Source organism: Campylobacter concisus, from assembly GCF_003048905.1.
Taxonomy (GTDB): Bacteria; Campylobacterota; Campylobacteria; order Campylobacterales; family Campylobacteraceae; genus Campylobacter_A; species Campylobacter_A concisus_V.
The window spans coordinates 1,120,867-1,134,977 of record NZ_PIRO01000001.1 but is presented as its reverse complement, the minus strand read 5'-3'; the positions used below and the strand labels follow the sequence as shown (position 1 = coordinate 1,134,977).

General features: G+C 34.7%; 16 protein-coding genes. 10 read left to right on the top strand and 6 right to left on the bottom strand.

Going from position 1 to position 14,111, the window contains the following annotated elements:
* The first annotated feature begins 35 nt into the window (after window positions 1-35).
* The 5 genes from CVS95_RS05710 (at window position 36) to frr (ending at window position 3,015) form a co-directional block, all read left to right on the top strand.
* On the top strand, window positions 36-734 hold the full coding sequence (locus CVS95_RS05710) for a Bax inhibitor-1/YccA family protein (RefSeq protein WP_084109905.1): 699 nt from the start codon (window positions 36-38) through the stop codon (window positions 732-734).
* Window positions 727-1,110 (top strand): thiamine-phosphate pyrophosphorylase, encoded by a 384-nt coding sequence (locus tag CVS95_RS05705; protein WP_107695868.1) that lies wholly within the window; start codon window positions 727-729, stop codon window positions 1,108-1,110. Before CVS95_RS05710 ends, CVS95_RS05705 begins: the two co-directional genes overlap by 8 nt.
* Before the next feature lie 66 nt (window positions 1,111-1,176).
* Complete coding sequence (gene secG / locus CVS95_RS05700) at window positions 1,177-1,506, top strand: preprotein translocase subunit SecG (RefSeq protein WP_021091090.1); 330 nt, start codon at window positions 1,177-1,179, stop codon at window positions 1,504-1,506.
* A gap of 2 nt (window positions 1,507-1,508) precedes the next feature.
* A complete protein-coding gene (locus CVS95_RS05695) occupies window positions 1,509-2,468 on the top strand; it encodes a polysaccharide deacetylase family protein (RefSeq protein ID WP_084109907.1) in 960 nt (319 codons plus the stop codon).
* Window positions 2,458-3,015, top strand: a complete 558-nt coding sequence (frr, locus tag CVS95_RS05690; protein WP_072595202.1) for a ribosome recycling factor — start codon at window positions 2,458-2,460, stop codon at window positions 3,013-3,015. Before CVS95_RS05695 ends, frr begins: the two co-directional genes overlap by 11 nt.
* Window positions 3,016-3,779: 764 nt before the next feature.
* Here the strand turns inward: frr and CVS95_RS09875 are convergent.
* The 5 genes from CVS95_RS09875 to CVS95_RS09585 all read right to left on the bottom strand — a co-directional run bounded on the left by CVS95_RS09875 (window position 3,780) and on the right by CVS95_RS09585 (window position 5,435).
* Window positions 3,780-3,902 carry a hypothetical protein gene (locus tag CVS95_RS09875; RefSeq protein WP_265094518.1) on the bottom strand — a complete coding sequence of 41 codons (123 nt, stop codon included), beginning with the start codon at window positions 3,900-3,902 and terminating at the stop codon, window positions 3,780-3,782.
* A gap of 81 nt (window positions 3,903-3,983) precedes the next feature.
* Window positions 3,984-4,391 carry a type II toxin-antitoxin system tRNA(fMet)-specific endonuclease VapC gene (gene vapC, locus CVS95_RS05685; RefSeq protein WP_103593421.1) on the bottom strand — a complete coding sequence of 136 codons (408 nt, stop codon included), beginning with the start codon at window positions 4,389-4,391 and terminating at the stop codon, window positions 3,984-3,986.
* Complete coding sequence (locus CVS95_RS05680) at window positions 4,391-4,642, bottom strand: antitoxin (RefSeq protein ID WP_087586665.1); 252 nt, start codon at window positions 4,640-4,642, stop codon at window positions 4,391-4,393. Before CVS95_RS05680 ends, vapC begins: the two co-directional genes overlap by 1 nt.
* Window positions 4,643-5,021: 379 nt before the next feature.
* Window positions 5,022-5,147: a hypothetical protein gene (locus CVS95_RS09870; protein ID WP_265094517.1), complete on the bottom strand. Its 126-nt coding sequence runs from the start codon at window positions 5,145-5,147 to the stop codon at window positions 5,022-5,024.
* A gap of 66 nt (window positions 5,148-5,213) precedes the next feature.
* Window positions 5,214-5,435, bottom strand: a complete 222-nt coding sequence (locus CVS95_RS09585) for a hypothetical protein (protein ID WP_141089894.1) — start codon at window positions 5,433-5,435, stop codon at window positions 5,214-5,216.
* Between the two features lie 403 nt (window positions 5,436-5,838).
* Between CVS95_RS09585 and CVS95_RS05670 the strand changes: the two genes are divergently transcribed.
* Window positions 5,839-6,795 carry a DUF3644 domain-containing protein gene (locus CVS95_RS05670; RefSeq protein ID WP_199906335.1) on the top strand — a complete coding sequence of 319 codons (957 nt, stop codon included), beginning with the start codon at window positions 5,839-5,841 and terminating at the stop codon, window positions 6,793-6,795.
* 127 nt (window positions 6,796-6,922) lie between these two features.
* On the opposite strand, the gene CVS95_RS05665 is transcribed toward CVS95_RS05670, so the two are convergent.
* Entirely contained in the window at window positions 6,923-7,150 is a 228-nt protein-coding gene (locus tag CVS95_RS05665; RefSeq protein ID WP_234400019.1) for a hypothetical protein, read from the bottom strand.
* Window positions 7,151-7,588: 438 nt separating this feature from the next.
* Here CVS95_RS05665 and CVS95_RS05660 point away from each other — a divergent pair, with 438 nt between their 5' ends.
* The 4 genes from CVS95_RS05660 to CVS95_RS05640 all read left to right on the top strand — a co-directional run bounded on the left by CVS95_RS05660 (window position 7,589) and on the right by CVS95_RS05640 (window position 14,059).
* On the top strand, window positions 7,589-9,004 hold the full coding sequence (locus CVS95_RS05660) for a hypothetical protein (protein WP_107695867.1): 1,416 nt from the start codon (window positions 7,589-7,591) through the stop codon (window positions 9,002-9,004).
* A gap of 457 nt (window positions 9,005-9,461) precedes the next feature.
* The gene (locus tag CVS95_RS05655; protein ID WP_107695866.1) at window positions 9,462-12,185 is read left to right on the top strand and encodes a retention module-containing protein; all 2,724 of its coding nucleotides are present in this window, start codon (window positions 9,462-9,464) and stop codon (window positions 12,183-12,185) included.
* 166 nt (window positions 12,186-12,351) lie between these two features.
* Entirely contained in the window at window positions 12,352-12,807 is a 456-nt protein-coding gene (locus tag CVS95_RS05645; protein WP_159071263.1) for a hypothetical protein, read from the top strand.
* Between the two features lie 358 nt (window positions 12,808-13,165).
* A complete protein-coding gene (locus tag CVS95_RS05640; protein ID WP_107695863.1) occupies window positions 13,166-14,059 on the top strand; it encodes a hypothetical protein in 894 nt (297 codons plus the stop codon).
* The last annotated feature ends 52 nt before the right edge of the window (window positions 14,060-14,111 follow it).

Below are 14,111 nucleotides of genomic sequence, written 5' to 3'. Positions count from 1 at the left end.
GGTTAAACTCATTCAAAAATTCATAAGGAGATAAAATGAGTCTGTATGATAGGAACTACGCAAAACAAAATCAAGAAGAACTTGCGTACTCTCAAAGCTCACTAAGCACTTTTATAAAACAAACTTATCAACTTTTTGCAGCATCACTACTTTCAGCAACAGCTGGCGCTTATGTAGGTATTAGCATCGCTGGCGTTTTTGCGGCAAATAGATTTTTGTTTTGGGGACTTGTTATAGTCGAGTTTGCACTACTTTTTGGCTTAATGGCAGCTAAACGTAAAGAGGGATTAAATTTAATACTTCTATTTGCATTTACTTTTATAAGTGGCCTTACGCTAACTCCGCTACTTTCAGCGATCTTGGCTATGCCAAGTGGAGCTGGTATTGTAGCCCAAGCATTTGGACTAACAACAGTTGCTTTTGGTGCGTTAAGTGTCTTTGCAATGAATACAAAACGTGACTTTACAACAATGGGTAAAATGTTGTTCATAACCTTAATTGTTATCGTTGCAGCAGCTATTATCAATATTTTCGTTAAAAGTACAATGTTTCAACTTGTAATCGCAAGTATTTCATCGATCTTATTTAGCGCATATATACTTTTTGATACGCAAAATATTATCCGTGGAAACTACGAAACTCCAGTTGAAGGCGCAGTTGCTTTGTATCTTGATTTTGTAAATCTATTTACATCATTACTACAAATTTTAGGAATTTTTAATAGAAATGACTAAAGATGAGCGCATCTACCGAGTAATAGATGCGAATCTAAATAGGCTAAAAGAAGGGCTTCGCGTTGTTGAAGATATAAAAAGATACGTCTTTGATGACGCTAAGCTCGCCTACAAAATAAAATCCCTCCGCCACAAAGCAAAGATCTCACAAAAAGAATTTTTAAAATTTAGAAATTCACAAGAAGATGTTTTAAAAACTAGCACAAAAAGCGAGCAAGCTAGAGAAAATTTAGACGAGATAATCACTGCAAATTTCAAGCGCGCCCAGGAGAGTGCTCGCGTGCTTGAAGAGTGCTTTAAGCTCATAAATTTAGAACAAGCCGAGCTTTTTAAAGGCATAAGATACGAGCTTTATGAGCTTGAAAAAGAACTTTAACTAAAAATTTAAATCTTTTCTTGTATAATCGCAACCAATTATTTTTAAAAATTTAAAGGAAATTTCGTGAGTTTAATATTTTTGATCTTACAGTTTGCTCTAGCTGTCATCATAACTATCGCTGTTTTACTTCAAAAAAGCTCATCTATCGGACTTGGGGCATATAGTGGAAGCAACGAGAGTCTTTTTGGAGCAAAAGGACCAGCTGGATTTTTAGCTAAATTTACTTTTATCGTAGGTATTTTATTTATCTTAAATACACTTGCACTTGGATACTTCTACAATAAAGATCTAAAACGCTCTATCGTTGATAGCGTCGATAGTAAATCTCTAGTCATACCAAAGTCAAACGACGTACCATCAGCTCCTAGTGCACCACAGACTCCAGCAAAATAACAATGATAAAAACACTTTTAGCGTCATTCTTGACGCTAACATTTGCTTTAGCAGATGCTCATATTTTAGTCTATCATCGCTTTGACGATCCAAGACATACAAGCACTGATATTTCTATTAAAAATTTAAGAGAGCAGTTTGAATATTTCAAAAATAATGGCTATGAAGTCGTTAAACTCTCAAAGCTAGTCGATGCTGTAAATGCTGGCGAAAAAATACCTGATAACTGGATCGTCATCACTGTAGATGATGGTTATAAAAGTTTCTATGACAAGGCCCTTAGTGTATTTAAAGAGTATAACTATCCATTTGCACTAATGCTTTATGTGGAAGCCAGTGCAAATAAATATGGCGATTATTTGGATTTTGATCAGATTAAAGAACTTGAGGCTTATGGCGAGATTGGGTACCACTCATACGCGCACCCAAGGATGACGAAGCTTAGCAATGAGGCATTAAGAGAGGATTTTCAAAAGGGTGTAGAGACCTTTGAAAAACATATGGGCTATAAGCCAAAATATTTCGCAGTGCCGTACGGTGAGATTGATAACAGAGTTGTCTCTTTGGCAAAAGAATTTGGCTTTTTAGCGCTTTTAAATCAAAACTCAGGCGCAGTTTCAGACAAAAGCGACGTTTACGATCTTTACAGAACACCAGTAATGAACGGTACAAAAATAGCACTAACTTTTAATAGTAAATTTCTAAATGCCCAGTGGATATTTCCGGATAGCTATCCACAAAATAATGCAATAGATAAACTCATTATAAAAACTGATACAAACGCCAGTGAAGGTAGTTTTTTTATGACTGGCTTTAATGGCTTTAAAAAGGTACCCATGACAAATGGGGTTTTTGAGTGTAAATTTAACCCACCGCTTGATAAACGCAAAGTTTTAATATCACTAAAAGTAGATCATCAACGAAGTACAAAACTTCTAATAAAGGACATCAATGCTAAATAAAATTTACGAAACACAAAAAGAGGGTTGCGAGAAGGCAATAGCTTCATTAAAACGCGACTTTACAACGCTTAGAACGGGCAAGGTAAACATTAATATCGTAGATCATGTAATGGTTGATTATTACGGCTCGCCAACTCCGCTCAACCAAGTAGCTACTGTGCTTACAAGCGACGCTTCAACTATCGCCATCACACCTTGGGAAAAGAGCATGATAAAAGCGATCTCTTCAGCTATCCAGGCAGCAAATATCGGCGTCAATCCAAATAGTGATGGTGAGAGTGTCAAGCTATTTTTTCCACCTATGACCGTCGAGCAACGCCAAGAAAATGCAAAACATGCAAAATCAATGGGAGAAAAAGCCAAAGTTAGTATAAGAAACGTAAGAAAAGATGCAAATGATGAAGTTAAAAAGCTTGAAAAAGACAAAGCCATAACTGAGGACGAGAGCAAAAAGGGGCAGGATGAGGTTCAAAAGATAACTGATACCTACACTGCAAAAATCGATACTCTTGTAAAAGAGAAAGAGGCTGAGCTTTTAAAAATCTAAAATTTTTAGAAATTTTCCTTATCTAGCTACTCTTATGTGGCTAGATATTCTCTCAAAATAATATTTCAAAAAATATTTATCAGCAAGTAGTTTAATTTTTTGTCTGTTGTGTTTTTACCTATTAAATATAAAAAACCTAACTACATAAAACATAACCACCACTTTGTCTTTAAACTATTTCCATGAATTTTTAACTTAATTTCTTATTTTGAATTTGTCTTAACTTTTTCACTCAACATTATTAATTTTATGTATATTTATACACAGGATTACTACCTATTATGTATTTTGGATATACATTACAAATATTATTTTAAGAATTTAATGCGACTAAAAATAAAGAATAAAAACTCTTAAACTTTCCCTTATCTTACAATGTCTTACTTTAAATAAGAAATTTACTGATATTTTTAGTTCTAGTAAATTTTGGGCTGAATATTTATGGAAATTTTCTTATAGGCATTATGAATAATAAATCTAGGTAATGCTTTATAAAATAAACAAGGAATTAGATAGGTGGCCGGGAGATAGGGACACCTAGAGTGTAAAAACATTTTTCATTACTACAAGTACCTAAAAATGGGATTTCTATGGCATTTTTAAGAGTATAAATTTTGACTCTTTCTGGGTAAAAAGATGTAACAAGCCTATGTAACAAGTCTAGCACCATTAATTCCTTTCCTCTGCGATATTTTATATAAAATTTCGTCCAAAATTTTAGACGATTTTTATTTAAATATATTAATCGGCAACCGCCAGGTTACCTAGATACTTAGTCTTTTGCCTGACGCTATCGCACCTTCAAGCGTGCTTAGCGTTAGCGAGTCGTTGTCTGGGTTTAGTAGTCTATCAAGAGCGGCGCAACTGGTTTTCATGAGCTTAGTCATCTTTGTTTTGGCTGTACATTCTAGCTTTAAGCTAACCTCTGATATAACCAACAAAAGGCTTTGTATTTACCGTATATTATATCAAATGCTCCAATTTTCCATCCTAAGCCCGCTTATATCTTTAAAATCTTTTTCGTTATTCGTAACCAAAACAAGATCATTACTAAGCGCTACGGCGGCAATCAGCATATCCATATCGCCTATCCTTCTGTTTTTATTTTTCATCTCAAGCCTTATTTTGCCGTAGCTTGCCGCACATTTACTCGTAAAATCCAAAACACAGAAATTTGAGATAAAATCTCCCATGAGTCTTAAATTTAGCTCTTTTTGAGTGGAATTTTCTATGCCGTAAAACATTTCGGCTACCGTTATACTGGAAATAAAAATATCCTTTTTGCCATATCTAGTTAAATGGTTTAGTATATTTTGACTGTAAGGCTCGTTGCTAGAAATCAAGTAACTACAAATATTAGTATCAAGCAAAAACATTATTTAAATCCGAAATTTCGCTCTTGCGGCAAGCTTTGCTCGGCTCTTTCAAATTTAACTCCAGCATCTTTCAACTCATTCAAAGTCTTAAACAGTCCGCTCCATTCATCATCTTTAACTGGGGTTAAAACCACTTCGTTATTATCAAAACTCTTTAGTATAAACTCTTTGACGTTGTCTAAATTTAGGCTTTTTGGAAGCCTTAGTGCCAAAGAATTACCGCTTTTGAATACTTTTAATCTAGCCTGCATTATTACAACCTCTCGTATATATTTTTCTAAGTGTATACTGAACAAGATAAAAATATTCTTATATTTTGCTCGTTTATAGTGTCGGCATTGCAATGTTTTTTGATAAATCTTATGCAAAAGGTAAAAAAGTGAGAATGGGTAAAATGTGGAGCAAATAGCGTTAAGAGCCTTTTTGTATAGGCATGGACGTAAGGTAAAAAATGGGAACTTAAAATGCACAATTTGCAAAATTTAGGCATTTTTTAGCATTTTGAAATCCAAACTTCAATTTGCTTCAAAAACTTCAAAGCCCCTTTAAATCACGCCTTTTCTGATATACGCTACGACGCGCCCTATAATACTACAATTTTCTAAATTCTTGCCGTCGATTACGATGAGTTCATATTTTCTCGTTATCCAAAAATAGCGTTATAGCTCTTGTTGTCGGGTTTTTCTCTAACCTTTTAACGAACACGTCGCCTCCGTAGTTTATAACATATACGTTGCCGCTAGTGACGTCACCCACGTTTGCGGTAGCTATAAAAGCAGTTCGCCATTAGCGGTAGTGGGCTCCATACTGTTGCCTTTGGCATTAATTATATGGACTTTTGGATAGGTCGCCACCAATGCGCAAAAAGCTAACGCAGTCGACGCTTCGTCGGTAGTTTATCGCTCCATCTCCGGTGCTAAAATATGTATCTCTAAAATACGACACGGCCATAATGCCATTTTCTTCAGCGTTATCGCTTGATTTGTTTTGGGTTTTAAGATCAGGGGGGGGGTTATGACAGAATTTTGATGACTTACGACACAAGACTGCACCCATAAAAACGGGCAATCTTAAAAGAGATATAAGGGTATTCGAAGTAACCGCCGGTGAGGTAAAGGTAGGCAATACTCTAAAAGCAAAATACGCCAAATACGTCCACAGCGGCACGAGAGCGCACGTCATAAAACCCAAAAATAAAAAAGCTTTAGCCAATAAAAAGGCGGGGTTATTTTTCGGCAAAAAGGTAAAACACCCCGGCCAAAAAGCAAATCCATATCTACTAAACGCTTGGAATATCTATAAAAACGGCGGCTTGAAACGCGCTGGCGACGAGCTAGCAAAAGATATTAGCATACAAGTGGTTACAGAGTTAAAAGGAACAATTTTAAAATAAAAAACTCAAAACTCTTTTGCTATAATAGCTCTGAAATATAATATGAGGTTTATCTTGATACAATTACAGGAAAAGCTTGTTAATAAGAGTATAGAAGCATTTTTGCTTGCACTTGAAATTTACAATAAGCCAACTATAAAATATAGAGCAGAAGGTTTTAGTTTTTTTATGTGCAACGCATGGGAGCTTATGCTAAAAGCGGAGCTATTGCGTAGAAACGAGAGTATATATTATAAAAATAGCGCAGATAGGACAATTAGTTTAAACAACACTATATCAAAAATTTATACCGACAAACACTCTTTAATAAGAGTAAATTTAGGCTTTATAATCAAGCTAAGAGATACAAATACACACTTTGTTACAGAGGACTATGAGGCTACGTATATAAAACTTTTTCAAGCTTGTGTTATAAATTTTATGAACGAAATCAAGAAATTTCATGATATTGATATAACAAAATATATATCTAATAATTTTTTGATATTATCTATTAATTACGATACGCTTAGCAATGAAGAAATAAAAGCAAAATATACGCCGCAAATAGCTCAAAAGCTAATAGATTTAAATAATGAGATAGATATAGCTGCGGCGACTACTAAAAATGAAAAATTTGCTATAAATCTGAAACAAAATTTATATATTACAAAAAAGAAAGACGAAGCCGATTTTTGTGTAAAAATAGATAGCGCCGCAAATAGTAAAGTCGCTAAAATAAAAGAGTTAAAAGACCCATCCGATACGCATAAACATACTTATAATAGCGTTGTAGATACGGTTTGCCTTAGGCTTAAGCAGCAAAATATATCTATAGCCTATAAAAAAGGTTTTAACAAACATATATTAAGTTTGATAATTAAAAAATACAATATAAAAGACGACAAATCATATTCCTATGCACATACGATAGGTAACCAGCAGCGACATACTTATTCTGAAGCATTTATTGATTTTATTGTAAATTTGATAGTTCAAGAGCCAAACTTAGATATAGAAGATTTAAAATAAGATAACCCCAGGCACATATGGATGCTCAGCTTTCGCTTACCTCATTATGAGACACAGTGTTTATCCTTCACGAGTTATCATACTTGGATGATATCAAAAAAAATTATTTTTGTAAATAATTTTAACCTTAAATAATATACGCCTTACCTCTTTTATCCCTCACCTTTTCAAAGTAGCTAAGCGCGAGCGCAAGCGCCCAAAAGCGGTCTGCGTGGCCGTGTTCGTTTCGGTCGCTGTCGTAAATAAAGCTTTTAGCGCCCGCTTTTCGCTTTATAGCGTGAAGATCGGCTATTAATGCCGGGTCGTTACGATCGAGGCGCTTAGCGGCGAGATAAGCCGGACGCCCTTGGTTCAAGTCTCCCCCATGACACCAGAATACCCTATTTTAGGCACTAGCAGTGATGCTTTTGTTCTTTCCCTTTCTTTAAAATTTCCTTTAAGAGTGGGACACTTGGTTGCTAAAGTGGAACAGTCTCTTAAAAATGTAGCGATTATAAAGTCATCACCCTTTTAATGCCATAAAAATAAATTTGTTTTAAATTCTTGCTTCTAGCTTTTTATCCTGAATCCCCATAAATACGCACTTTTAATCTCCATCATTTTAATATTTTTAATTTTTCTTTTTTAAAAAATAAACTTTTTTACAAAATTTTGCATTTCTAGCTGAAATTTTTTCCAAAATTGGTGTAATTACTATAAATATCTTTTAAAAGGATAAAAATGAAAAAATTTTCATTAATAACAATTAATGCCGCTAGCACAAGAGAGAGTTTATATATTGAGGTGATTTGCCATGGCTAATGCATATATAGTAAATGATCACAACCTAGTTTTAAACGTGAGGTCAGGTTTTTTAACATATGGTAGAGCCATAGGTAGATTTGCACATGCGTGCCGTGAGAAAAATCAAACCGAGCATATAAAGTATCTCAACAAAACCCCAGCCACTATTAATCGTTACAAGCTCCTAAGCGAATTTAATGGCAATGGCAATATGAGAGATGCCAATAGCAAAGATGATGAGCTACATAATATAGTCTTTGTAAAGAAATTACTTAAAGGCTTTCAAGAAAGCTTTGAGAAAGACTATACCAAGCAGTCCTATACGCAAAAGCGAAATGGCAAAGAGACTCTTATAAAAAAGTCTTGGCGTAAAGATATGGATGGTTTTTGTGAGATTATCATCACATTTGGTACAGATAGGAAGAAAGAGCCAAAAGAAGGGCTAAACGACGAAGAGTCAAAATTTATAAATGAAAACATACATATGGATAGAGTAATGAGATTTGTAAACGCATACTGTGCGAAGTATGGCGCAAAGTGTCTGCTTATGGCTGAGCATAATGACGAAAAGACCAAACACTATCAGATCATCTTTACAAACTACAACTTTGAGAAGCATGCAAATTTGAGATTTAGTGGCAGGTCAAAAACAGCAAAATTTGGTAAAGAGCTACAAGATATGGGAGCAGAGGCATTTGAAGGTCAGGTGCTTCGTGGTAAGCCAAGCAATAATAGACACAAGAGCTTAACCCAAATGCACCAAATAGCAAGAGAATATAAGAGCGAGCAAGAGTTAAAAGAGAAAATTCAAAAGCTTATAGAAGCGGAAGTAAATAAGTATATGCAAAAGGAAAAGCCTTTGTTGGGCGACGAGTACTTTAGGTTAGGGCCAAATGAAAAAAGAGCTTTAATAGTAGGTCTTAGAAATTCTGTTTTTGAACAGCTACAAGAGAACATTACCATCACATCTAATGAGAAGCTAAAAGAACAAGTAGAGCTTCTTGCTGGGCAAATAATAGAACAAAGCAAGAGCATAGAGGAATATAAAAAGAAAAATGTAGAAGTCACAATGGAAAAAGAACAAGTAGAAAAAGAGTTGAGCGAACTAAAGGATATCCAAGCAAGCAAAGACCAAGAGATAGCTCAGCTAAACCATAGGCTAAAAACGTATACTAATCAGCAAACCAAGATAGATGAACAAAATGTATTGATAGAGAGTAAGAATAGAGAAAATCAATCTCTAACACGTAAAACCGAAAGTTTGCAAAAAGAAAATATCAGGCTAAGAGACTTTAATGACAAAAGCTTAGGTCTTTTACTAGAAATAGCAAGTACCAATCCTGGGTTAAGAGATATGATAGCAAATGAAATACCAGAGCTAAGGGGTAAATTTACAAAAGATGATGCTGGGATGGAGATGTGGTAGGGTAAATTTTCTAGAGATATCCAAAGTATAGTAGTAATATAAAATACCTAAGTTTTAGAGAGCTTATTTTCTAGAAGTTTGGTTAGTAGTAAAATTTTTTACTTTTTTATTGCAAATTTGGCTGAGTAAAATTCTCAGATAAAAGATTTGGTTAATCAAAGCGAATACGAGACACCTTTTATGCTCATAGTTGGCTTAGATAGCGACTATAAAAATAAAAACCCAAAATCAATTAAAAGATAAAACGCTATAAAAAGGTGATCAGGCGGTCATATATTCTAGGGATAGAAGTAATACGGTAAATAAATTTAGTTCGACATATAAAGTATCGCAATACCATTTATTTATATTATAAATATCTCTTATATCGTACCAAAGTACAATAGACAAGCCCTTTTAAAATTTATATAATTCTTCCAGTCTTAAATAAATCATACTCAAGAACAAGGAGAATGTCATGGCTAACGAAGCTGGAGTAGTTAAAAGTGTAACTGGGGGAAGCGTAAGAGCTATTAATGATGCAACTGGTGAAGTAAGACATCTTAGCGTTGGAGACATCGTCTACCAAAACGAAAAGATAGTCACAGATAGTGCTGACTCTAAAGTAACAATAACTCAAACTGATGGTAAAGATATAACCCTAATAGGTAAAGATACTATAACTCTAGATCAAGACTCTAACAATAACGAAACAGTAGCTGATATCTCAGCTTTACAACAAGCCATCTTAAAAGGAACAGATCTTAATGCTCTAGAAGAGACTGCAGCGGGCGGTCCACAAGCAGGTAATGCTAGTGGCGATGGTGTAAGCCTTGGTGCTGCTAGCTTTGCAGAAGGAGGCCACATTAGTAATATCTCTGCAAATTATAATAATTTAAGTGAATTAGGTAGAGATGAGATTAATAATGTAAGTGGTATTAGTGGTGGTGCAGCTACTATTAACGCAGAAGAGTTCAACACTAAACTTCCTACTACCGAAGTAACTATAACAGGTGGTAAGGCTAGAGAAAGTCTAGAAACTAGTCATTTGATATATCCAATGCATCCAGGCGAAAAGGTTAGAGAAAGCTCAATAGATAGCTATCTAGAATTTAATATGGATTTCAGTAATGCTATTCAAAATGCAAGATTAAATTTAAATTTCTCAGGTGCGAAACATAGGATTGACTATGAGCACTCAGCTCAATATTCACTTGATGGTGGAACTACTTGGCAAAATGTCGTAGATGGTCAAATAGAAGTTGGCAATACTCCAGTGCAAAACATAAAGGTCAAAACTAAAGTTATTGATGACTATGGACAAAACGCAGGTAATCAAAATGAAGGTACACTCGTAGAAGATCTTGGTGCAGCGATTGATCCAGCTATCAAAAACTATGGTGATTACAAACAAGATGTATCACTAAGTGTAACTTCAAGTGACTTAGACATAAGACAAAATTCAACATCAGGACAAGTGATAGATAATGACAATAACGTTACTATTGAGGGTAATCTGATTGGTAATGATTCTTCTTATAGTGGTTCAAAAAATTTAGACACTGGATATGGAGATGATACTATAAATATTAATAATGCAAATCTTAAAAATACATTTATAGAAGGCAATAAAGGTGATGATATAGTTAATATCAACAATTCAACTGTTGATCATAGCTGGATACATCCAAGTAGTCTTGCTATATATGAAGATGGCAAAGATCAGATAAATATAAAAGATAGCACAATAACAAATAGTTATATGGAGACTGGATATTATGGTGACGATTCTCTTAGCGTCAAGTCAAGCACAATCAAAAAGACTCAAATCAATATAAGCGATCAAGGAATGATCACTGCAACCGTAGATAAAGATTCCACATTAGAAGATGTAAGCATACGAACAGGTGGTGGTGGCACTGTTGATCTATCAGGAAAAAATTTAAAGAATGTTGATGTCCATGTTACAAATAATGACTTATACAATAACAATGGTAATCATGAGTATAAATCAGTTATTAATATACATAATAATGTAGATGGTGGATACTTTATGACAGGTCATGGAACGGATCATATAAATATCGATGAAAATGTAACTATAACAGATGCACCTATTCAAATGAATTCAGGTGATGATAAACTAGAATTTAAAAATGGTGTCACCTATAAGAATGGAAAGATATATCTAGGCTTAACAGATTCAAGAGATATCTCAGGTAGATATATATCAGATGATGATGAATTACATGTGTATGCAAATGCAACAATGGAAAATACAAAAGTAATATCAGGAGATGGAGTTGATGAGATAACTCTCTATAAAGGCTCTCATACAAAGGATAATACTTTCGAAACTGGTAGTGGTAACGATACTATAAATTTAAATGAAAGTACATCTGGTAATATAATGAGAATGGGAACAGGTGAAGACCATGTAAATATCACCAATGGCATAACGGTAAAAGATACTGAGATATATGGTGATCTATATGACGAAGGTGGTAATGGCTGGCAAGATGTAACTGGTAGCAAAGACACTATAAATGTTGGTGAAAATGCAACGCTAGAAAATGTAAAAATTTATGGAGATGCACTTTATGATCAGTATAAAACAGATCCTAGTTATTTTAGCCAAGAGGAGCGTAAAGCTATAAGTGGAGATGATGAGATCAATATAGCTGACAATGTAACACTGAAAGATGTAGAAATTTACGGAGACTCTGACTATGAGAAAGGCGACTTTTCTCACGTTACTATGACAGGTGGAAATGATACGATAACTATCGGCAACAATGCAAAATTAGATAACGTCAAAATTAATGGTGAAGTTGGAGATGATGTTATCTCTATCGGTAAAAATGCTCATATTCAAAATACATTTGAGATTAATGGCGGAACTGGCTTTGATACATTGAAAGTTGCTGATAATAGTATAGACTTCAGCCAAGTTAGTAATATCGAAAAACTAGATACAACCAATGGTGAAAAAACACAGCTAACTCTTAGTGCTGATGATATTCAAAATATCTTACGTGATAGTGACAAAGATAAGTTAAAACTAGATGGCGATAGCAATGATGAAATTACGCTAACTGGCGGAAACTGGATAAAAGGTGCTAGCAATGATGGCTATACATCTTATAGCGATGGCACAACCACAATCGAGATTAAAGACGAAGTTCAAAACGTAATCTGTTAATCTATTTAATGATGGAGCTTTTGCTCCATCTATTCTTTTAACTCAAAACTTATATTCCAGCCAAAGCATCAGCTTGCATCTGTTCATTAGCATCAGCATAAACCATTGTAGTTTGAATTCTTTTATGTCTCATATTCTTTTGAATGACCGATATATGGACATTTCTATGAACCATATCCATAGCAGAGGTCATATTTGTAATATAAATGCTCATATGGCAAGCAGAAATGTTGCAACTTCAGTAGGGACCGCATCATCTAGCGAGAATGCCTTTGGTGTAAGTGGAGGAAGTGGTGCTGGCATTGTAGCAACAGTGCCTACTTTGCCACAAGGAAGTATAAAAATTCCTCTATCAGCTTATATAAATAACGATATAAATGGCGGTTTTGTTTCTCATATGCGAAGCCTAGTAAATGATATGCCTAATGCCAGATCTACATTAAATGGATATAGTTTGGTTAGATGGTATGATGGCAGGGATTATTTTGTCCCTAATGCTGGAGTAAATAAATTTACCTTCCAAGACGGTTGGTTTAAAAGTAATAACGGCCTACTAGCTATAGAACAAGATAATACCAAAGACTTAGTACTAACTAATTCCCAAACCTTACTGGCAACATAGCTAAGATATTAAATCCTTCAAGTGATCTTAGTGTATTTGGCGGAGATAATAAAGGCAAGATTATTCCGGATTACACCGATATAGATACTAAAATTTATAGTAGTGAAAAGGCAAATAAGCTCAATATAACCTATAGAGTAGCAGGCAGTGATGACTCTCTTGAAAGAGATCCATCAACTAGAGAATATATAAGTGCTAAATCTTATATAGGAACCAGCTCAAATGCAGATGAATTAAATATAGCTCGTGGAGTAATGATAAGCAATACTATGATAAGTACTGGGGCTGGCAGGATTGCGTAAATTTTAAAGGAACCAGTACACCTGAAGGTGGGGTTAAATTTAAGAGATCTATCTTAATGACTGGTGCTGATGGTGATGAGATAAATATCGAAAATACTTATCTTGATGGAGCTGGATCAAGAGGTTGCGAAATAAAAACTGGCGATGGAGACGATATCATAAAAGCTAAAACATTAGTAATGAGCAGCGGCTCTACAATAAGTGGCGATAATGGAGATGATACCATTACCGTAGGTAAATCATACATTGGCTCAAACTCTACAATATCAGGCGGAGCTGGTAATGATGAAATTTTTATAAAAGATGGAACTAGAATTGATGGGCGATCTTCTATACTAGGCGATGGAGATGAAAATGCTGAAAATGGTCCTAAAGATATTATAAATATTAAGGGCGGAAAAATCATAACTAGTAGTGTTATATCAGGAAATGGTAATGATGAAATAACCATAGGTGGCAATGCTAATATAGACGGCGGAGATTATAGAGCCGGAAACGGAGAAGATGAAATAACAATAACTGACGATGCTAAAATAGAATGGCTAAATTTTAGCAGAGGTGAGAATAGCGATACTATAAATATCAATGGCAATGCCAAAGTTCAAGGTGGCTTAATTGGTGCAGGTGCTGGAGCCGATGATAAAATAAACATAAGTGGTAATGCCGAAGTAAGCAGTGCGTTTTTAAAACTAGGTGCTTCTTCGTATAACAGCGGTAAAACGACTGATAAAACTACCCTAAATGTGACTGGAGACGCTGTGATAGATGGCGTAACTATCTTGTCTGGTGAGTCTTTGGGCAAGCAAGTTATGAATTTCCACCAAAATGGTGAAGCTAAACTTATACAAATTGCTGGCAGTAATAATAAAGATGTTATGGATATTGCCGGAAATTTTACCGTTAGCAACAAGATAACAGGTAATGGCGCGGAGATGACGAGATACATATAAATTTTAACTGGCACAAGAATTTATACTGGTAACGGTAATGATACGGTGAATG